General features: G+C 62.3%; 18 protein-coding genes and 1 pseudogene. 11 read left to right on the plus strand and 8 right to left on the minus strand.

Translation table 11 applies throughout. The features are described 5' to 3' along the window. Nucleotides 1-764: HNH endonuclease (locus BWR02_RS12875; RefSeq protein ID WP_236102220.1), on the plus strand; the 764-nt coding region annotated here is incomplete at its 5' end. On the opposite strand, the gene BWR02_RS21665 is transcribed toward BWR02_RS12875, so the two are convergent. Both BWR02_RS21665 and BWR02_RS21670 read right to left on the minus strand, forming a co-directional pair. Further along, the gene (locus tag BWR02_RS21665) at nt 757-897 is read right to left on the minus strand and encodes a hypothetical protein (RefSeq protein ID WP_162560136.1); all 141 of its coding nucleotides are present in this window, start codon (nt 895-897) and stop codon (nt 757-759) included. The genes BWR02_RS12875 and BWR02_RS21665 overlap by 8 nt on opposite strands. A 179-nt stretch (nt 898-1,076) precedes the next feature. Further along, nucleotides 1,077-1,379: pseudogene (locus BWR02_RS21670) on the minus strand (hypothetical protein); the annotation flags it as partial. Between the two features lie 472 nt (nt 1,380-1,851). Here BWR02_RS21670 and BWR02_RS12885 point away from each other — a divergent pair. Next, nucleotides 1,852-2,634 carry a PIN domain-containing protein gene (locus BWR02_RS12885; RefSeq protein WP_139558170.1) on the plus strand — a complete coding sequence of 261 codons (783 nt, stop codon included), beginning with the start codon at nt 1,852-1,854 and terminating at the stop codon, nt 2,632-2,634. 386 nt (nt 2,635-3,020) lie between these two features. Here BWR02_RS12885 and BWR02_RS12895 read toward each other — a convergent pair whose 3' ends face one another. Together BWR02_RS12895 and putP are read right to left on the minus strand one after the other, a co-directional pair. Continuing rightward, the gene (locus tag BWR02_RS12895) at nt 3,021-3,740 is read right to left on the minus strand and encodes a restriction endonuclease (RefSeq protein WP_139558172.1); all 720 of its coding nucleotides are present in this window, start codon (nt 3,738-3,740) and stop codon (nt 3,021-3,023) included. 295 nt (nt 3,741-4,035) lie between these two features. Next, the gene (gene putP / locus BWR02_RS12900) at nt 4,036-5,538 is read right to left on the minus strand and encodes a sodium/proline symporter PutP (RefSeq protein WP_139558173.1); all 1,503 of its coding nucleotides are present in this window, start codon (nt 5,536-5,538) and stop codon (nt 4,036-4,038) included. Between the two features lie 436 nt (nt 5,539-5,974). On the opposite strand from putP, the gene BWR02_RS20910 reads away from it, so the two are divergent. From BWR02_RS20910 to BWR02_RS12940, 9 genes are all read left to right on the plus strand, one after another. Continuing rightward, on the plus strand, nt 5,975-6,136 hold the full coding sequence (locus BWR02_RS20910; protein WP_162560137.1) for a hypothetical protein: 162 nt from the start codon (nt 5,975-5,977) through the stop codon (nt 6,134-6,136). 498 nt (nt 6,137-6,634) lie between these two features. Then, on the plus strand, nt 6,635-8,107 hold the full coding sequence (locus BWR02_RS12905) for a response regulator (RefSeq protein WP_139558174.1): 1,473 nt from the start codon (nt 6,635-6,637) through the stop codon (nt 8,105-8,107). A 126-nt stretch (nt 8,108-8,233) separates the two neighbouring features. Then, on the plus strand, nt 8,234-8,902 hold the full coding sequence (locus BWR02_RS12910; protein ID WP_139558176.1) for a response regulator: 669 nt from the start codon (nt 8,234-8,236) through the stop codon (nt 8,900-8,902). Nucleotides 8,903-9,388: 486 nt separating this feature from the next. After that, nucleotides 9,389-10,261 carry an STAS domain-containing protein gene (locus tag BWR02_RS12915; RefSeq protein ID WP_139558177.1) on the plus strand — a complete coding sequence of 291 codons (873 nt, stop codon included), beginning with the start codon at nt 9,389-9,391 and terminating at the stop codon, nt 10,259-10,261. Then, nucleotides 10,258-10,662 (plus strand): STAS domain-containing protein, encoded by a 405-nt coding sequence (locus BWR02_RS12920; RefSeq protein WP_139558180.1) that lies wholly within the window; start codon nt 10,258-10,260, stop codon nt 10,660-10,662. Before BWR02_RS12915 ends, BWR02_RS12920 begins: the two co-directional genes overlap by 4 nt. Further along, nucleotides 10,646-11,056, plus strand: coding sequence for an anti-sigma regulatory factor (locus tag BWR02_RS12925; RefSeq protein ID WP_236102224.1), 411 nt, complete (start codon nt 10,646-10,648; stop codon nt 11,054-11,056). Before BWR02_RS12920 ends, BWR02_RS12925 begins: the two co-directional genes overlap by 17 nt. A 44-nt stretch (nt 11,057-11,100) precedes the next feature. After that, on the plus strand, nt 11,101-11,499 hold the full coding sequence (locus BWR02_RS12930) for an ATP-binding protein (protein ID WP_201276260.1): 399 nt from the start codon (nt 11,101-11,103) through the stop codon (nt 11,497-11,499). Beyond that, entirely contained in the window at nt 11,469-12,059 is a 591-nt protein-coding gene (locus BWR02_RS12935; protein ID WP_162560138.1) for a SpoIIE family protein phosphatase, read from the plus strand. Before BWR02_RS12930 ends, BWR02_RS12935 begins: the two co-directional genes overlap by 31 nt. Further along, on the plus strand, nt 12,056-14,515 hold the full coding sequence (locus BWR02_RS12940; RefSeq protein WP_139558186.1) for an EAL domain-containing protein: 2,460 nt from the start codon (nt 12,056-12,058) through the stop codon (nt 14,513-14,515). Before BWR02_RS12935 ends, BWR02_RS12940 begins: the two co-directional genes overlap by 4 nt. Nucleotides 14,516-14,562: 47 nt before the next feature. On the opposite strand, the gene BWR02_RS12945 is transcribed toward BWR02_RS12940, so the two are convergent. From BWR02_RS12945 to BWR02_RS12960, 4 genes are all read right to left on the minus strand, one after another. Beyond that, entirely contained in the window at nt 14,563-16,668 is a 2,106-nt protein-coding gene (locus BWR02_RS12945) for an ATP-binding protein (protein WP_139558188.1), read from the minus strand. Nucleotides 16,669-16,815: 147 nt separating this feature from the next. Continuing rightward, nucleotides 16,816-18,348, minus strand: a complete 1,533-nt coding sequence (locus tag BWR02_RS12950; protein ID WP_139558190.1) for a Ycf46 family AAA ATPase — start codon at nt 18,346-18,348, stop codon at nt 16,816-16,818. A gap of 232 nt (nt 18,349-18,580) precedes the next feature. Then, a complete protein-coding gene (locus BWR02_RS12955; protein WP_139558191.1) occupies nt 18,581-18,799 on the minus strand; it encodes a hypothetical protein in 219 nt (72 codons plus the stop codon). 29 nt (nt 18,800-18,828) lie between these two features. Further along, nucleotides 18,829-19,617 carry a restriction endonuclease gene (locus BWR02_RS12960; RefSeq protein ID WP_139558192.1) on the minus strand — a complete coding sequence of 263 codons (789 nt, stop codon included), beginning with the start codon at nt 19,615-19,617 and terminating at the stop codon, nt 18,829-18,831. Nucleotides 19,618-19,747 lie beyond the last annotated feature (130 nt).

Consider the following 19,747-nt stretch of genomic DNA (forward strand, 5'->3'; position numbering starts at 1 on the left):
CGGGTCTGCTTCTTCTTCTGGTCATAGGCCAGCGAGGCGAAGGTCGTCTGTTTCATCCGGTCACCGCGTTCACGTGCTCTGTTGGCGATAGCTTACCAGCCGCATTTGTTCAGAGGCTCCCTAACGTTGCACAGCTTCGCCGAGTAGCAATAGGGGCTGAACTGGTTGATGGCACGCTTGAGTTACTCATGGATGAAGAGTCCCGGGCATGCCTTGCGGCGACGCTCTTGACCTCGCATTTCTCCCCCGAGGTGGCCGTTCGATTGCAGGAGCAACGTCGCCTGCACGGCGAAGCTTTCGACTATAGCGTTGCACTCGATCATTCGGTGGGTGAGCAGGTGCGTGTGTCCGATGTGATGGGGCCTGGCAGCTATCAACCAGCTGCTCGCAGCCAGGGCTTCCGGCGCTCGATTGTTATGCACTATGACCATCGATGTGCGCTGTGCGGCATTCGCATCGTCACACCGGAGGGACAGACCGCCGTCGATGCCGCGCATATCGTGCCTTGGAGTGTCAGCCGCAATGACGACATCCGGAACGGAATGGCGTTGTGCAAGCTTTGTCACTGGGCTTTTGATCGCGGAATGATGAGCATCTCTGATAGCTACACCGTGGTGTTGTCGCGGAACCTATCGTCTGACAACAACGCGGCAGGCCTGCTCGGTGTATTGACGGGGCGGCGGCTTGTCGGGCCATTAGCCAATGAACTCTGGCCCCATCGAGATAATCTGGCATGGCATCGGAAACAGTACGGGTTCACTTAGACGCTAGCCATGGTGACATAGGCTCTTTTGAGCCCGCCATCGCTTGCAAATGCCCCTCATCGCTGCAGACCATGCCGAGGTTGTACAAGACATCGTGGTCTCGTGGGTTGGCCTGGAGTGCCGTCTCCAGCAACGGCTTGGCTTCATCGTAGCGGACACTCTGGAGCCACGCCAGGACGGGCGCTCGCGGGCCCTCGTCGGCATGCAGTGTCGAGAGTTACCGGCCGATCTTCTCAACGAGCGTGCGCGCTTGAGCCTCCCGTCACGCAGCGCATCGCGGATCACTTCGCTCGTGGAAGCGTAGTCTCCGCTCTCCACGTCCTTACCTACGAGCGCCGCCAAGTCCCCGGTGAGCGCGATGCTGATCTTTTCGACGGTGGCCATAAGGTGACGCGATTGGATGACAGAGTTGGTGCTACTCAGTCGCACCATGGATCCGGGGTCCGCGCAAAGCACACGAGGGTCTGCGCGGGGGTGACAGACCACGATCCGGTCGACGGCGTCGAGACGTGTCCGCTTGAGGTACGGTCGCGCGGGTCTGCAATCGTGTCGGGCGGGGGATGCTTGAACGCGCCCCGCGAGTCTCGTCGCCGGAGAGGATTGGGGTTTTGCCATGCTTCAAGCCCGTACTTTTGGCCACCGACCGAGACAGCGGGATTCGTCCATCGGCCAGAGGCGGCACGTTGTTCGTGCGCTGCATTAGCCCATTCCCGTGATCGACGACCTTCTCAGAAAACTGCGGACCGGCCCGTCGGGCTACCGAAGCCGCCGGTTACTGAGCTTTCCTGTCGAGATGCCCGGCGAGATCCAGACCGCGGAGAGACCCCATTGGGTGCCGTACGGCGGAATCACGCGATGAAGGCGTGGAGGAATAGCATGCCCCCTAAGGCTCACCAAAGCCCAGAGAATGAGCGATAGGAAGTGGTGCTATCGCTCAATGGGCGGGACAGTCCAAGCAGGCTGATTGCGACGAATCACGTTGCCTATCCTTCAAGGTGACTTGGAGTTGCGTGGTTAGAGCCTGATTGTCCAGGCGTCTACCCAACTTCAGCCGAATCAGCGCAGCGGCAGCGGATGGGTTCGCATCATGAATGTCCCTCTTCTCACCCGGACCGAAGTTGTGGAACAGCCAGCGGTCGCGCCGGAAGCGAATATCGGCCATCAGCCCGCCAATGCGACCCTCTACATCGACGCCGACAACCAGTCGTGCCAATGCGCGAAGTCGCTCGCGAACCTGCTCCGCAATGAATTGGGTCTGCAGGTAACCCGCATCGTCCTGGCCGGAAACAACCATGGCAAAGAGATCGAAAATTGGCGGGGCGCGCTGGCGGCCGAACTCCCGGATATCGAGCCGTTGATTCTCCATGTCTCGTCCCGCAAGCAAGCCGCGGACGCCGCGCTGATCATGGAACTCGGCGCCAAGCTGGAGCGCCACCTGCAATACCGGGAGCGGATCATCGTTGTTTCCCGCGACGACTTCCTCGTCGGCGCTGCGGAACACGCCAAGACCAGGGGTTGCCTGGTCCTGGTCGCTTACGCGCACGGTGAAATCCCCGCGGCCCGCTCGAGCCGGCTCACCACGCTGGTGTTGCCGGCTGTTTCGAAGCCGTCCTGTCTGCTCCCGACGGCGGATCAAGGCGTAACGGCGCCGTTAGCTCCCACCCAGACCGCTGATGTCGTGCGGACGGTGATCGCCGAACTGAGGAAGCTGTGTACGAAGCAGCCCGGGGGTGGCTACAAAGCGAACGAGGTGGGACAGGCACTCTTCAAGCTTGGCTTCGACACAAAGGCAAAGAGAGCACGGTTCCTGAAGACGATCCCGGGACTCCATGAGCAGGGTTCGGGGCCGGACAAGGGCTTGGTGTTCTGAGCCGTTTGGGTGCGTAACTCCGGCCACAGCTGAACTTGCCGCATCGTCCGCCATCACCGCGGGTTAAATGGTCTGGCCATCGATCTCGTTGCGATCCGGTGGCGTGTAACCGTCGTCTGCTTTCGCCCGGGCTCATCGATGACACCGGGCCTTACTGGAGCCGCGCGGTCGATGCCTGACTGGCGGAGTACCGCAGCGCGGTTGCCACCAGGGAGCGAGACGCGCGAGCTTCCGAATGCCGCCATCGGCAAGTGTCAAAAAGTATGGATGGCACGATCGACAGCGATGCCGCTAAGTGTGCCGGGGTGTGATCCGGCACTGCGGATAGGTCGAGCAAGCCCACACCGAGGTGCCGGCCGGATCGCCACGCCGGGCGGTGCGGAGAATCATCGGCGAGCCACATCGCGGGCAGACCGGGGCTCGACGGCAACGGGGCGAACCTCGGTCGCATTCTGGATCCCCGGCGGCTTCCCCGCTACCTGATGCGCCTGAACCGCACGCACCAGCTCCAACAACGCATGACCGTCGATCAACTGCAGCGGCTTGCCCTTGGCGAAAGCCCGGGCCTCGGCCGTGTACACACCGGACGTGATGAGGATTGCGCGGTCCGCCGGATCGGCCGCCAGGAGCCCGAAGAGCTCGCGCACCTCCCGCACGCCCACCTTGAAGGTCTTCCAGCGCTTGCACTGGACCAACACGCGTTCTTCCCGGCCGTGGAGGATCAGATCGATACCCCCGCCGGCGCCGCCGAGACCGGTCTCCTCGACTTGGTAACCCTTCCGCCGGAAGGCCTCGCCGCAGAGCACCTCGAACTCCTTCCAGGACATGGCCCGCATCGACTCGATTCCGGATTGGCGATCGAGCAGCTTCCGCCGCTCGAAGCTACGGAGGAATGAAGCCGGGGCCATCAGCAGGAAGAGGAGGGCGATCCAGTGCGCGTTCGGTGCGAGCGCTCTGGCCAGACCCGCGAGGATCGGATTGTTCCCGGCGGCGGATGGCAACCCGTACTTCAGGATGGTGTAGATGATCCCGGCGATGAGGACGCTGACCCACCAGGGAAGGCGGATCAAGGACTCGAATGGATTTCCTCTTCGACTCGGAACCATGGTGCTCTCCGTGTGAGGGGGCTGGTTGCCGGGAGTGTAGCGGAGCGGTCAGAGGCTTACACGCGCCGCGACCACGGATGGGGCATCGAGCCACGTAACGGGAGGCTCTTTGACGTTCCGCCCATCGCAATCGGGTAGTCTCTCGCGAGCGTCGGCGGGTTCCGGGTGCGGCTTGGGTTCAAGGACCCTGTCGATGATTCAGGGCTTGCCGGCACACACAGGTTTCGACCTGGCCGATGCGTTCAGCTCGACTGTTGTTGCAGCGGTTTCCATCGAGTTGCGACGTTCGCTCCGGTTAGTTCAGCCTCGCCCGCATCGTGTGGAAGCTCGTTTCGATGGTGGCCGAGGGTTGCCGATCCATCCGGCTGACGAAGCAGATGGCGAGCGACGCGGCGAGAAAGCCTGGCACCAGTTCGTACAGGCCCGCGACCGGGCCCGAAGGCAGTCCGAACCACGGGCCGTGGTGCCACAACACCACGGTGATGGCGCCCACCAGCATGCCGGCCAGCGCGCCATGACGCGTCATACGCGGCCACGTGACCGAGAGCAACACGACCGGGCCGAAGGCGGCGCCGAAGCCCGCCCAGGCATAGCCAACCAGGCCGAGCACGCGGCTTTCCGGATCGGACGCAATGCCCATCGCCAGAGCGGCGACTGCCAGCACCATGGCGCGTCCGAACCAGACCAGTTCGCGCTGCGAGGCGCCGGGCCGAATGAAGGCTCGATAAAGATCTTCGGTCAGCGCGGACGAGCAAACCAGCAGCTGACAGGACAGGGTGCTCATGATCGCGGCGAGGATTGCTGCCAGGGCGAGCCCGGCCAGCCATGGCTGGAACAGGGTCATCGCGAGCGTCATGAACACGGCTTCCCGGTTCTGGGTTACGGGCGCTGCGAGATCCGGGTGCCGAGCGAAGTAGGCGATGCCGAAGAAGCCCGCGGCGATGGCGCCACTCAGACACAGCACCATCCAGGTCATGCCGATGCGACGCGCACTCGCCATGCCTTCAGGCTCTGAGGCGGCCATGAAGCGGGCCAGAATGTGCGGCTGGCCCATGTAACCGAGGCCCCAGGCCAGCAGCGAGACGACCCCGATCGCGGTCGACCCGCCGAAGGCGTTGATGTACCGATCGTCCAGTTTCGCGACCTCAGCGAATGCTGCGGGAATGCCGCCGAGTTCGACCAGGACCATCGCCGGTGCGAGCAATAGCGCAAATATCATCAGGGCGGCTTGAACCGTGTCGGTCCAGCTGACCGCCAGGAACCCGCCGACGAACACATAGGCGATCGTCGCAGCGGCACTGGCCCATAGCGCGGTGCCGTAGTCGAGCGTGAAAGCCTGCTGAAACAGACGTGCTCCGGCGACCATGCCGGAGGCGCAATAGATCGTGAAGAAAAATAGAATCACGGCCGCGGCCAGGACGCGAAGTAGCCGTGTCGGGTCCTCGAACCGGTAGGTGAAATAGTCCGGCAAGGTCAGCGCATCGTGCGTGAGTTCCGTATAGACGCGCAGGCGTGCCGCGACCAGGTACCAGTTGACCCACGCGCCTACTGCCAGACCGACGCCTATCCATGCTTCGGTCAGGCCTGTGGCGAAAATGGCGCCCGGCAAGCCCATCAGGAGCCAGCCGCTCATGTCCGAGGCGCCGGCGCTCAGGGCGGTCACGAATGGGCCCAGCCGCCGGCCGCCCAGGATATAGTCTGACAGATTGTGGGTGTGGCGCCAGGCCGCGCCGCCGATGCCGATCATTGCGACGAGGTATAGGACGAAGGTGGTCGTGATCGGGCTGCTCGATCCCATGGGCGCGAGTTGTGGTGGAATACGGCGGCAACGCCGAGGGGCGTAGTTTGAATTCTGCGGGGCCGGTGCCCCTCAGGCAAGTTCTCGCTGTCGTGGCGTTGCCGAACGTCTCCACCCCAGAACGTCCCGAAACCCGATCGCGCGACACTTTGGGCTGCGCGGTTCCAGATGTCGCCGGAGCGTCTCGTGCTCCAGTCCGACGCGGCGCCTGCTGTGGGTGGGGTCCGTTGCCTGGGCGTTCGATTCGGGTCGCAAGAAATGCTCGCTTCAGCGGACGATGCGAGTCGTGGCCCCTGAACCGGCTTCGGTCTCGGCCGGCGCCAAGGAACGTGCTGCCACCGGGCCGGTCCAACGAGGCAGCAGAAGGAGAGCCGGGGGAGTCTACGCTAGTGGCGCCCCGGCTTTTCGATGCGATTCACTTCTTCGGAGAGTCGTCATGTCAACCGAATCGAAAGCACCCTCGAACACCAAAAAGGTGTTCAAGGAAACCGTAGCCATCTACCAAAACGACTTGAATGGGATCTTGAAGAATCCCGTACCGTTGCTGATCACGCTCGCCGGGCTGATGGCTTTCTGGCTGATCGTGAAATGGCTGTGACCCATAGGCGGGCGTCACGCCAACGGCAGCGCAAGAAGGTATCATCCACGAGCCAGAGCGCGGACCCTGCCGTGCTCACCGGTCCCCATGCCACGCGGGGTATCCTGAAAGGGGATGATTCCCGCCTTGACCATCCGTTGGCGGCGCCCGATCAGGACGATTGAGCTTCATTGAGTCAACCCGGTCGTGTGCCGCTTCGGCGCGGTGTCGAGATGCGCCGGGAGTAGGCTCGGGAATGGGGCGGGCGGCGCCGGAGAACGCGAAGCGCCCGGAGTAGCCAGTGCCGGCTTCCTGGGTTAAGCGAAACCGGTGGCCGCTCGCACGCAAGGTCTTCGTGACGTAAGGCGACTCACGCCCGCGTGCTCATACCCAATGGGCGACGCATCCAGATGCGCCTGAATGCCTGCCGGCTGCGACGAATCGGCAAGGTATACCTAAACTGTCAGTTCGAGTCGCCTCGCTCGACTCCGCTTCGCTTCCTTATGGCCCGCTACCGCGATGACACAAGCCTGTATCCTGATCGTCGAAGATGAACCGCTGGTGCGCGAGGTGCTGGCAGCCGTGCTTGCCGATGACGCCTATCGGCTCGAATTTGCGACTTGCGGTGAGGAGGCGCTGACAATCGCCACGGAGTTGCGACCGGATCTGATCCTGCTGGACATCATGATGCCGGGGATGAATGGTTACGAGGTGTGTCGCCGCATTCGTCTGGCGCCGGATCTCGCCCCGATCCCGATTCTGATGCTGACGGCTCTGGATGATGCCGCCTCGCGCCTGGAAGGCATCAACGCCGGTGCCGATGACTTTCTGTCGAAGCCTTTCGATCGAGCTGAATTGTGTGCGCGAGTGCGCACGATCGTCCGGCTGAATCGTTATCGCAAACTGATCGAAGAAAAAGAGCGGTTCCTGCGCTTGGCCGAGATGCTGCCGCATGGGATCGTGCTGCTGGACGCCGACGGGCGGATCCGGTTTGCCAACCCTGCGCTCGCGGGCTTGCTGCGACTGTCTCGTGTCGAGGACCTGCTGGGCCAGGATTTCATGGTATTGCTGGCGCCCGGACATGACGGACTGGTGAAAGCCTGTATCGACGACCTGCGCGAGGACGCGACGGGGTTTCGGGACGTCGAGGCGATGCTGAAGCGCAGTGACGATAGCAGCTTTCCGGTCGCCATCGATGGCGTCCGCTATCCTGCGATGTCCGAGCCGCTGATCCAGCTCGTGGTGCGCGACACGACCGAACAGCGAGAGTATCTTGCCGCCCTTGAACGTGAGGCCTACCAGCAGCGCTCGGCGGGAGCCGCCTATCTGGCAACGGTGCAGCGCATGGAAGGTCGGTCGCGGCAGTTGCTCGAAACCCAGGAATTCGAGCGGCGCATGCTCGCGCGTGAATTGCACGACGAGATCGGGCAACAACTGGGCGCGCTCAAGTTGCATTTGAGAGTTTTGGGGCGCGGTACCGACAATGCTCAGCAGGTCTCCCGCTTGGCCGAATGCCTGGAAATCGTCGATGCCACGATTGGTGCAATCCGGAATCGCGCGCTCGAGTTGCGTCCCTCGATGCTCGACGATTTCGGCCTGCAGGCCGCGCTGGACTGGTATTGCAGTCGCCAGGCCGAACGCAGTGGTGCATCGATCGAGGTCGTTCTGGATGGCTTGGAGGAGCGTCCGTTGCCGGATGTCGAAACTGCTTGTTTTCGTATCGTTCAAGAGGCCGTCAATAATGCCTTGCGCCATGGTGAGAGTCATCATATCGAGATCGGCTTGAGCAGTCTTGGTCAGCAGATTGCGCTGCGCGTACAGGATGATGGCCGCGGTTTCATTGCGCCGAGCGTGCTGGCCACGACGGCGCGCGGCGCAGGCTTTGGAATCTCGAGTATGCGCGAGCGCGCGGAACTGCTTGGCGGCAACTTTTCGATTACCAGCACGCCCGGGGTTGGCACTCTGGTTGAGGCGATGATACCGTTGTCCTGAACGAGAGAGCCTAAGTCGTTTTCACTGCGCGGTATTATTCACGGCCCGGTATAATGCGGGGACGTCGCGCATACGCGCCGCCGAACGACGGGCCGTTTATAGTCAAGCACGAGATACACTATAGAAATGAGCAAGATCCGCATCCTACTCGCTGATGATCATCGTCTGGTTCGCGCTGGCCTCAAGGCCCTCATCGAGGAGTTCGGTGACTATGAGGTCGTGGCCGAGGCAGACGATGGTCGCTCTGCCCTGCAGCTTGCGATACAGCATGCGCCAGAGGTTGCGGTGCTTGATTTGACGATGCCGGGCATGAACGGTTTGGATGCGACGGCGCATATCGTACGCGAGTGTCCCAAGACTCGCGTGATCATACTTTCCATGCATGCCACCGAGCATTACGTGCTGGAGGCGCTCGGAGCTGGCGCCACCGGGTATGTGCTAAAGGATTGTGCCGTTGACGAACTCGGCGAGGCGCTTCGGCAACTCGCTCGCGGTGGCTCCTACCTCAGTCCGATGATCTCGCAGCATGTCGTCGGCGGCCTGACCCGAATGGCCCGCGGTCAGCAGTCCGCGGAGGAGGGCGATGCGGTTGCGCCGAGACTCACCCTCCGCCAGCGCGAGATTCTCCAACTGATCGCCGAGGGTCATTCCACTCGCGAGATCGCCGTGCGCTTAGCCATCAGCCACAAGACGGTCGAGACGCATCGAGCGCATCTGATGCGGCGCCTGGAGATCTTCGATACCGCATCACTGACCCGCTATGCGATTCGCATTGGGTTGATCACACCGGGCTGAAACCCGCTATCGTTTGTCTGTCGCGGAGATCTCCACCCCGCCGTCCGCCCTTTGTTACGAGGCGCGATCCTCCTCGCATCCTGTCCTGTAATCGGTTCCGCGACGTCCAGGAAAACACGCAGGAAAAGAGCCATCCTGGCGTCTTTTACGTGCGCGCTTGGCCATTGCCTACAGCAGATCGGACTAGAGTTAGCCCCCAGGACGAGGTTTGCCCCCGCGAGAATGAGCCGTTATCCGCGAGGCTTAGTATTTACCCTGATATTTGATTAGGGTATCCCCTTGTCTCCGGTTGTGGTGATTGCCGCGCGCCAATGCAGTCGCTCCTGATGCCCGTATTGGGCATCCTCCGATTGAAAATGCGAAGTGCGAAACTTAGTATGAAAGCGAGTCGCCAATCCGTTTCTGGTACAGGCTGTTTCGTCTAAGGAATCCGGGTATACGCGGCACTGTTTGAGGTTGCTTGGTGCTGCTCGTTTCGGGGACTCCATGGATCATGTCAACAACTTCCTTTGCGACGTCCTGGTAGGTCGACGGGAGCGCATTCTGACGCTCTGGCGGCAACGCCTGAATGAACGACTCGACGGCGGTCACGGCCGCGATGCCATCCCTGAGGACGAACTCAAGGGGGAACTGGTCGGTCTCCTTGATTCGCTCGTCGAAATCATCGCGGCCGGCGAAAGCAATGTCGAGTCTAACGCCGCCCACCCGTTCGCCGCGCGGTTACGCGAGGCAAGCCGCACCCGCGCCGTGCGTGGCTTCGCTCCCTCCGGAACGGTGCAACTGCTGTTGGATGGCAAGGAGGCGCTGGTCGCTGTGATCCAGGAGCAGGGGAGCGGACAGGCCGCACTCGCGGCCGAGGCGTCCCTGATGGTCGGTCGATTGCTCGACCGCGGAACGATCATCCTCGTGGACAGCTTCGTCGATGCACGCGAGGCGACGATCGCCAGTCAGTCTTCAGCGATACGGGAGCTGTCGACGCCCGTAATCAGCCTGTGGGACTCGATTCTGCTGTTGCCTCTCGTCGGCGTGATCGATTCGGTGAGGGCACTGCAGATTTCGGAGAGTTTGCTTCTCGCCATCGGCCGCAGCGCGGCACGCGTAACACTGATCGACATCACGGGCGTCCCGGTCATGGACACCAGCGTGGCAAGACACATGCTCAAGACCGTCGCGGGCGCCCGGCTGCTGGGAACGAGCGTCATTCTGACCGGGATTGGACCGCACATGGCGCAGACCATCGTCAAGCTGGGAATCGATCTCAGCGGGGTACCGACAGTCGGCTCACTGCGGCTCGGGGTGGCTCTGGCCTTCAATCTTATCGGTCACGAGGTCGTCCCGCGACGGCGGAACGGTCCATGAAGGTTCCGATCCTTCGCCTCAACCGCGATGTGCTGATCGTACCGATTCATGCCGACGTGACCGACGAGGATGTATTGATGTTTCAGACTGACCTGACCGAGGGGCTGGCCCGGAACGAGGCGCGTGGTGTCGTCATCGATGTTTCGGCGCTCGACGTTGTCGACTCCTTCATGGCCCGGGTTCTCAATGATACAGCGCGGATGTTGGGACTGATGGGGGCCCGCGTGGTGATTTGCGGCGTCCAGCCGCCGGTGGCGCTAACCCTGGTGGAGATGGGGCGGAACCTGTCCACCATCGCGACAGCCTTCAATCTGGAACTGGCCTTGGAGCGGTTGACCGGGTTGATGGCTCAGGACGAGTCGCTGGCTGCGCAGGGTCGCGAACGTGACGCGGCGCATTAGCGTCCAGACCCAGGCAGATGTCATCAGGGCCCGGCTGGCGGCCCGCGATCTGGCCATTCAGCTCGGGCTTGGACCCATGGATCAGACCCGCATCGCCACGGCCGTGTCGGAGCTGGGGCGCAACGCGCTGCAGTATGGTGGAGGGGGCGCATGCATCATTCGCGATGAATCCGATGAGCGAGCTGTCCGTATCGAGATCGAGGTCGTGGACGAGGGGCCCGGCATCGCCGACATTGAAAAAGCCATGCGGGATGGCTATTCCAGCAATGGCGGGCTCAGTGAGGGATTGCCCGGCAGCAAGCGCCTCGCGGACGCGTTCGATCTGGAATCGCGAACGGGCGAAGGTACCTGCGTTCGCATCGGTTTCGTCAGGCGGCGCTGGTCGCTGCGATGACGTCGCCCAGAAGCTTCTCCTTGGCGGTTCGAACGGAATCCGACGTGGGCGCCGCGATCGGTGTCGCGAGGCGGTTCGGCACCGCCCTCGGCTTCTCTGATGTCGCCGTCAACTGCATTGCGACAGTGGCGGCGGAACTTGCGAACAACCTCTGGATGCATGCCGATAACGGCGGGCGGATTCGAATCGCTTGGGTCGATGTACCGCACTCGGGCATTGAGATCTCAGCTATCGATGATGGGCCGGGCATTGGGGACATCGAGCTGGCGATGACCGAAGGCTACAGCACCACCGGAACCCTGGGCTGCGGACTGTCGGGCGTGCGCCGACTCATAGACACGTTCGACATCGTTTCCCGAAAGGGGGGCAGTACATTCATCGTCGCGCGGAAATGGCTCACGGGGGGATACAGATGCCGCACGCATTCCGAACCTTGGCGCTGAAGGCTGGCGAGCCCTGCGGCGATCGCTGCGCCATCTGGCTGAGACCCAGCGGAATCCTGCTGGCGATCATCGATGGCCTCGGACATGGCCCGGAAGCTGCCCGGGCGGCGGCCGTGGCCGAACGCACAATTGCCGGCCACTTGGATTTCGCCTTGCGCGGCCTGTTCCAGGAGCTTGATCGCAACCTGCAGCCGTTGCGGGGAGCGGCGCTGGGTGTGGCACGAATCGCCGACGGCGTGCTGACCTACTGCGGCGTCGGCAATCCGCGCGCCTGGTTGTTGCGGGATGGGCGCACGATCCATCTGCCCGCTGACTATGGGGTCGTTGGGGCGGGGTTGCCGGCGGAGCTCTCGGTACACGCCATCGGCCTGGAGGACCGCGACTGGATCATTCTCGCCAGCGATGGTGTCAGCGAAAGGGTGCAGATCGAAACGATCCTCCCGGAATGGGGGCGCAACCCTGAAAAGTTCTGTGATTACATCCTGCATTACTGGCGTGATCCCCGAGACGATGCCGCGGTTCTGGTCTACCGATTCGACGCCGGGGAGGCGGGCGCTTGAGTTTCGATGAAGACCTCCGGGGCACGCTTACGCACGGTCCATGGTCACCAACGGATGGCGAATGCGGGTCCCAACGCCTGATGCTTTCCTGCCATGCTCCCCAAGGCGAGTTCCTGAGCGTGTCGGCTACCGGGGCCGCCTTTACGGGCTATCCTGTCGATGATCTGCTCCAGCGTAATCTGCTCGACCTGGCGCATCCGTCGGATCGGGATCGGCTGCAACAGGCGCTGGCCAAGCTCGCCGATGATACAGAGAGCGCATGCGAATACCGCTTGCGGCGCCAGGACGGAACGGTGTCTCTGGTCGGGTTTCATGGCGTGCGCGGTGCGGGTGATTCCCCCGTGATTGCCTGTGTCACCTACGATAACGCTCAGACCCAACAGCTGCGCGAGCATCTCCTGGACTCCGGTATCGTGCTGGATCAATTGCAGGTTCTGGCGGATATCGGCACGTGGCAACTGGATTTCAGGCGCGGCGAAATGGTCTGGTCAGAGCATATGTACCGGATGACCGATACCCCGATCGGTATGCCGGTGTCGATGAGCTATCTGGTCAGTCTGATTCGACCGGATCACCGCGAGGCCTTTCGCAGTGGCTGGCAATCGGCGCTGTCCGGGGCTGCATTCGAGGATGAATTTCCCCTGAGAAGCGGGTCAAGTGAGGTCTGGCTACAGTTCAAGGTGGATGTCAGCTTCGATGTGCATCTCAAGCCCCGAATGGCCTTCGGCATTGCCTGGAACATTACCGGCCGCAGGACCAACGAGCGTGCGTTGCGCATCGCCGACAGCCTCTTCGACGCGCTAGATGGCGTTGCGATTACCGATCCCGATCTCAGGATACTTCGAGTCAATGAGGCCTTTACTCGAATCACCGGTTACGCGTCGCACGAGATCATCGGCTGCCGCCCGGACGTCCTGGACTTCGTGGCGGCCTCAGATCCGTCGGTCAGGATACTGGACGAGATCCCGCAGCGTCTTCGGGACAATCCATCCTGGCACGGGGAGTGGTTCAGTCGCCATAAATGCGGGCACCGTTACCCGGCGTGGATAACGGTCACCAAGGTGACGGATCCGTCGGGGCGACTCAGCAACTACGTCTTCTGCCTCTCCGACGCCAGCGATTACCGGGCGGCGGAGACGCGAATCCATCAGCTCGCCTTCTTCGACGAATTGACCGGTCTGCCCAATCGGCGTCACATGACCGACCGCTTGAAGGAAGCCGTTACCCGGTGTGTACGGCTGGGTACGGTGGGGGCGATGTTGTTCATCGATATCGACAACTTCAAGGCGCTGAATGACACAAAAGGGCGTTCCACCGGCGATCGCGTTCTGGCGCTGGTTGCCCAGCGTTTCAGGGAATGTCTGCGCGAGAGCGACACGATTGCCCGGATCGGCGGCGACGAGTTCATCGTGATCCTGCAAGATCTCGAGGGCGTTCCTGGCGCCGCGGCGGACCGCGCCGAAGCGGTCGCACAGAAACTCCTGACTGCGATCTCCGAACCCCTGCCCCTGGACAGTGAGCGGCACTATCTGTCAGCGAGTATCGGTATCTCGCTGTTTCACGCGGAGCAGGCTGACCATGAGGTCGTTCTGAAGGAAGCCGACACGGCGATGTATGAGGCCAAACGGGCGGGGCGCAACCGCTATCGGTTCTTCCTGCCTGCGATGCAGCAGGCACTCAAGGCGCGCCTGCAAGTCGAGACTGGGCTCCGCTGGGCGATGTCCGCTGGAGAACTGGAGTTGTACTATCAGCCCAAGGTCGATGACCGACGGCAGGTCATCGCTGCCGAGGCGTTGATTCGTTGGCGTCACCCCGAGCGCGGTCTGGTTGCTCCAGGCGAATTCATTCCGATCGCCGAGGAAAGCGACATGATTTGCGAACTCGGGGCTTGGGTTCTGGAGTCGGCGTGTCGGCAGATGGTGGCTTGGACCGGCGATGAAAAAGCCGGAAAACTGGGGATGGCCGTCAATGTCAGCGCGCGGCAGTTCTATGCGCGCGATTTCGTCAAATCGGTCGCGGACACCCTCGATCGGCACGGCGTCGACGCCCAACGGCTGGAACTCGAGCTGACGGAGACCTTGGTCATGAGGGATTCGGCCGAGGCCGTGGGGCGGATGCACCAACTCAAGCGCCTCGGCATCAGGTTGGCGATGGATGATTTCGGTTCCGGCTATTCGTCCCTGAACTATCTGAAGCGACTGCCGTTCGATGAAGTAAAGATCGACCGCGGTTTCGTGCAGGGGATCGAAGCGCAGAGTTGCGACGCCGTCATCGTTTCGAACGTCATTCAGCTGTGCTCGATGCTTGGCATGAGCGTCATTGCCGAAGGGGTCGAGACCGATGCGCAGTACCGGCTCCTCACTGATCTCGGTTGCCGCCGCTTTCAGGGATACCTTTTCGGACGGCCTGCCCCTGCCCAGGTGATTGAGGCCCGGTTGTCGCAGCCCTTCGTTTAGCCTTTCCGGCGTGGGTGGACGTGAGGGCCTTCGAGCAGACCTGCCGGTCAGATATCCAGTCGCCGTGACACGATCTCGAACAGGCGAGCGAGGCTGCAGGGCTTGATGATGTAGTCGTCCGCTCCAGCCTGTCGGCAACGCTCTTCGTCGCCGGGCATGGCCAGCGCCGTCAGGGCGATGATCGGCCGCCTCGATGAGGTCTGGGCTTCTTCCCGACGAATCCGGCGAATGGCCTCCAGCCCGTCCATCGTCGGCATCTGGATGTCCATCAGGATCAGCTGAGGATGGGCGGTTCGGTTCAACTCCACGGCTTCCTGGCCGTTCACGGCACTCACGACGCGGAAGCCGCGTGCGCCCAGGTAGTCCTCTAGGAGACCGCGCAGGATGTCGTTGTCCTCGGCGATCAGGAGGCTCTGCGGACGGGTGACGCCGAGTTGTGGCGTGGGTGGTGTAGGGGCGTGGTTTGAAGCGTCCGACAGACGGGTCAGCGGTAGCGTTACTTCAAAGCGGCTGCCCTCTCCGACGCGGCTCTGTACCGACACACTGCCGCCATGCAACTCGACGAGCTTGGCGACCAGGGAAAGACCCAGGCCGGTTCCGCCGTATTGACGCGAGAGACGGGCGTCAACTTGAGTAAAGGGCGCGAAGAGTCGGTCGAAATGTTCGGGTGCGATGCCGATGCCCGTATCCCACACGACCACGCGCAGCGCCTCATCTGCAGCACACGAGCGGACTTCAAGGCCAACGGAGCCCTGCTTGGGAGTGAACTTCACGGCATTCGACAACAGGTTGACGAGCACCTGCTTGACGCGTCGTGCATCGGCCAGGAAAACCAGATCAGGTGTGTCGATCGCCTGACGGATCTGGATTTCTTTGCGCTTGGCCTCAGTCAGGACCATGGCGATGCTGCTGGAGCATAGATCCTGCAAACAGCACCAGTCCGCCTGCAGTTCCACCTGGCCAGCCGCGACCTTGGCAAGGTCGAGGATGTCGTTGATCAGATCGTGAAGATGGTGGCCGCTTTCCTCGATGGTGGCGAGATAGCGGAGCTGGGTGTCGTTCAGAGCCGGCGCGGCTTCGGCCGAGAGCACTTCGGTGAGACCGAGTATCGCCGTAAGGGGCGTGCGCAGTTCGTGGCTCATCGAGGCCAGGAACTCGTCCTTCAGCCGAGAGGCCTTCTGCAACTCGATATTGGTTACGCGCAGTTCGTCCCGGCTGAGCTCCAGTTCCTTTTCGGCCTGCCGCCGCCGCTGGTCGACCTGTCGGGCCACCATGATGCTTCCGTAGCTGGACAGTAGCGGTTCCAGGAATTCGATCAGCCTTTCGTCGTAACCGCCGGGACGGTTAGCGACGCCGACCATGCCGACGAGTTGGCCGCCGCTGTAGATCGGCAGTCCCATGAAGCACCGCAAACCGGGGTGGCCTGGCGGAAGCCCGCCGCGTCTCGGGTCGCTGGCAGGGTCGTTGGCGATGATGGGTTGCCCGGTGACCAGGACATGCCCGAACAACGAGTCCAGCTTACGCAGCGCCAGGCCTCGTGCGGCATGTTGGCGATACAGATCTCGGCTCTCGTCGTTCCAGGCAACGTTGGACAGGGCCTGCGTGTGCAGGTAGGGCTGATCGTGCTCATCCCGCAGCACTTCGCCAACGAAGCCCAATTCGCTTTCGGAAAAGCGCAGCGCTGCGGAGAGCAACTGGGGAAACACCTCGTGGCGCTGGTCTCCGACCATGAACCTCGACTGGATGTCACGGATCGCCATCAACAAGGCGTTCTTGCGGGAAAGATCGGCCTCGGCGCGTTTTCGCTCGGTGATGTCGCGGCAGGCGCAGACCAGTTCGCCCGTGGGAATGATCGTCAGATTGAGTTCGACATCCCGGTAGCGTCCGTCTTTGAGCCGTCCCTTGACCTCGCCGGTCCAATGCTGGAGCTCGGCGAGCACAGGGAAGATTTCGCGTTCGATGCGCGTGGTCTCATCCGAGTCGTAGAGTTGCCGCCAGCTCTGCCCGATCAGTTCGTCGACTTCGAAGCCATACATGTGCGCATGGGCGGGGTTCATGTAGATGTAGGTCTCGCCGTTCAGAATGGCCATGCCCTCCATCGAGCTGTCCATCGCGTGAGCCTGCCGTTTGATTTCGCGTGCGTTCTCAGTCATCCGCGCATCGCAGTCGTGTCAGTCAGTGCCGGTCCAATCAGTAATCCGGCGGGCGCCGGCCGCTCGGAGCCCACCGGTGTTGGCGAGGGGCAGGGGCGGTACGTGTTCCGTTTCGGTACACGTGCCCTCCGGTCTGCCGTGTCTTCGTTACCGAGCGAATTCACTGGGGGAGGCCCGGACCGCCCTTTCGTAGGCCCACTGGCGGATATGGTCGACCTGTTCCCTCATGGTCTTGGACAAGGGCACGACTCGGCCGGCCGCACTCAGCAGGTCCTCGTCGTTGGGTGGGCGGTGCTGCAGATGCGCCGCGGTCAGTGCCGATACCACGCATTGCTCGACTTCCGCGCCGGTCCAGCCTTTGGTCAGACGGGTCAGCCGATCCAGCTGGAACTGTTGGGGATCCACGCCCCGGCGCTGCAAGTGAATCCGGAAGATTTCGATGCGCTCCTCGTCGATCGGCAGGTCGACGAAGAAGACCTCGTCGAAGCGGCCCTTGCGGATCATTTCGGCGGGCAGCAGATCGATCCGGTTGGCCGTCGCGGCGACGAACAATCCCTTAGTTTTTTCCTGCATCCAGGTCAGGAAGAAGGCGAACAGCCGACCCTGTTCGCCGGCCGACTCGGTCGATGTAATGCCCATCTCGATTTCGTCGAACCAGACCACGGCGGGAGCGACTTGCTCCAGCATCCGGCAGGCGTCGGCGAACGCCCCTTCCGGTTTGCCGTAGTGGCCGGAGAACACTTCGGTCATGTCGATGCGATACAGCGGCAGGCCGAAGCAGGATGCGATCGCCTTGACCGACAGGCTTTTGCCGCAACCGGAGACGCCCATCACGAGGAGGCCCTTCGGCACGATCTCGGCACTGAGCTGGTCACGCGACGCAAACAGTTCCCGCCGATCCAGGAGCCATTTTTTCATGACCTCGAGCCCACCGACCCGGTCGATCTTGGTACCGTCGGCGACGAACTGGATCATGCCGGTCCGATTCACCAGCAGTCGCTTCTCCTCATACAGCGCGGGTAGCGAATCGAGTCCCAGATGCCGGCTGGAAGCGAGTGCCCGACGCAGCGCATGGCGGGCCTCATCCAGTGTCAGCCCCTGGAGGGCCTGACCGATCTGCTGCAGGGTATCGGGGTTGTCGTCGACGGTGCCGCCCGAGGCCGTGATGGCAGCGCATTGTGCCTTCAGGAAGGCGAGGATTTCGGACAGGTCCGGCAGAAAGAGCTCGAAATAATGGATCTGACGGTTCAGTTCATCCGGGATGGACTGAAGCGGCGATGAGATGACGATAAATTTGCCCTGTTCGAAACAGTGCTGGTAGATGTCGCGCAGCCGGCGTCGGACTTCCGGCAGGTCTCGCAGCGGGTCGTGAAAATCCTTCAAGTGGAAGAGCGCCGGTCCTGAATGCTCGGCCACAAACTCGATGGCCGCCCTGGGATCGTTCACGGCTGCTTCCGAAGTTTCACCCCCGCGGCCTTGCATGCCAGCGGTGAGGCTCCACGTCCATACCGGAATCGGCGTCGGAAACAAGCGCTGCGCGGCATCGCGCAGCAATTCACTGACTCGCTGCTCTTCGATTGTCTTGATGTAGGTCAGCGGCCTGCCCGATTCAACGACTTCCCGAAAAAGTCGAAACGCCCGGCTTTCGTTGGCTGCTTCAATGCTGCTGGAAGATTCCATCGCCTGTCTCATTCAGTGTGGGTCACGCGTCGTCAATGCTCGTAAAGAAGGGTGCCCGTACGCTTCGGGGCACTGCCTTCAAGCATCGTGTTTACTGCCTAGCGGTCCGGGTGTCAAACCGTGGATTCGCAGATCGCGGAGGGCCCGATCTGCTGTAGGGGACGCGTCTTCTGACGGTTGGTCAGACTGGCCCCGAGTTTGCCGGTGCGAGTACCGGCTTGCCGGCGTCGGATCAGAAGGCGCTTCGCACGTTCCGCGCCTGTCGCGGGGCGGTGCGCCGCGCGTTTGGGTGTTGCTCGATGGAGTCGGCTACTGGTGCGGTCGTCGCCTGGGGTACCGTCTGCAATGCCACGCCGCCTGCTGCAGGTTGGCGGTCGTCCAGCGAGGACCAGAGTCCGGATAGTGCCGCGGTGCAAAAGAACACCACGAGGAAAAGGGCGTCATCGTTCATTGGAGTTCTCCACAACCGCTGCGGCGGTTTCATGTCTCCGGGTCCAGAGGCTTTGACAGCGAACCCTCGGCGGTCTTGGCCCTTGCCGCTCCACCGCTGCATTCCTCCAGTCTCTGGGGTTCAGTTTGCGGCGCCAAGGCGGCAGAGGTCAGACGGGCGCCCAGTCCCGGGACAACACCGCGCTGATGCGGGCGCAGGTCACATCGCGCGTCCCACAGGAGCGCGCCAAGCCGGTCGCCATCGATCAAGTCCAGCGGTTTGCCCTGCGAAAACAGGGTTGCCGCGCCGGTGAAGGTTCCCGAGGTCACGAAGACCCCACGCAGTGCTCCGTATGCCAACACGTCGTCGTAGAATTCGCGAACCTCGCGAATGCCGACGTGGAGGCTGCGCCAGCGGCTGCAGTGCACGAGCACGGGCGCATCCCCGAGATGCAGGATCAGGTCCGCATTATTGGGTGCCGACCGGACATCCCCGAGATCCCTTCGGTATCCCAGCAACTGCAAGGCGTCCGCGCACACGGTCTTGAATTCCTGCCATGGCAATGCCCTGACCCTGGCCAAGTCCACTCCGCGCGTATGCTCGCTGCGCCAGGCAATCCGGAGCACCTCGGAGAAGGCACCGGTCCCCACCACGAGCAATACCAGCCCGGAATTGGCCCGTAACAGGCTCTTGAGCATCGGCAGAAAAGGTTCTCCGCCCGAGAATCCGAACAACACCAGGCGCAGGGCGACATAAACCAGACCCGCAATCGCAATGCCGAGTGACCAGGGGACTTCCGGGATCGTCGGTAAGTGCACATTGTTTCGATGACGTGCCATGGTCTGGCTCCAGATCAAGCCCGGAAATTCGGGATCTGGCCAAAGTCTAGGATAAGGGTTTCGACGCTCACTCACGGCGCGTTCGGGGCTACCGGCGATTCACTGGTGCCGGTCCCGATGGTAGCGGCGC

The organism is Methylotetracoccus oryzae (genome assembly GCF_006175985.1).
In the GTDB taxonomy this organism is placed as follows: Bacteria; Pseudomonadota; Gammaproteobacteria; order Methylococcales; family Methylococcaceae; genus Methylotetracoccus; species Methylotetracoccus oryzae.

Coding starts and splice junctions, on each gene's coding strand:
- BWR02_RS12895 (WP_139558172.1), bottom strand. CDS start 3,740: ATGGTTCCGAGTCGAAGAGGAAATCCATTCGAGTCCTTGATCCGCCTT.
- BWR02_RS20910 (WP_162560137.1), top strand. CDS start 5,975: ATGTCAACCGAATCGAAAGCACCCTCGAACACCAAAAAGGTGTTCAAG.
- BWR02_RS12945 (WP_139558188.1), bottom strand. CDS start 16,668: ATGACTGAGAACGCACGCGAAATCAAACGGCAGGCTCACGCGATGGAC.
- BWR02_RS12950 (WP_139558190.1), bottom strand. CDS start 18,348: ATGGAATCTTCCAGCAGCATTGAAGCAGCCAACGAAAGCCGGGCGTTT.
- BWR02_RS12905 (WP_139558174.1), top strand. CDS start 6,635: ATGACACAAGCCTGTATCCTGATCGTCGAAGATGAACCGCTGGTGCGC.
- BWR02_RS12960 (WP_139558192.1), bottom strand. CDS start 19,617: ATGGCACGTCATCGAAACAATGTGCACTTACCGACGATCCCGGAAGTC.
- BWR02_RS12920 (WP_139558180.1), top strand. CDS start 10,258: ATGAAGGTTCCGATCCTTCGCCTCAACCGCGATGTGCTGATCGTACCG.
- BWR02_RS12935 (WP_162560138.1), top strand. CDS start 11,469: ATGCCGCACGCATTCCGAACCTTGGCGCTGAAGGCTGGCGAGCCCTGC.
- BWR02_RS12915 (WP_139558177.1), top strand. CDS start 9,389: ATGGATCATGTCAACAACTTCCTTTGCGACGTCCTGGTAGGTCGACGG.
- putP (WP_139558173.1), bottom strand. CDS start 5,538: ATGGGATCGAGCAGCCCGATCACGACCACCTTCGTCCTATACCTCGTC.
- BWR02_RS12910 (WP_139558176.1), top strand. CDS start 8,234: ATGAGCAAGATCCGCATCCTACTCGCTGATGATCATCGTCTGGTTCGC.
- BWR02_RS12955 (WP_139558191.1), bottom strand. CDS start 18,799: ATGAACGATGACGCCCTTTTCCTCGTGGTGTTCTTTTGCACCGCGGCA.
- BWR02_RS12885 (WP_139558170.1), top strand. CDS start 1,852: ATGAATGTCCCTCTTCTCACCCGGACCGAAGTTGTGGAACAGCCAGCG.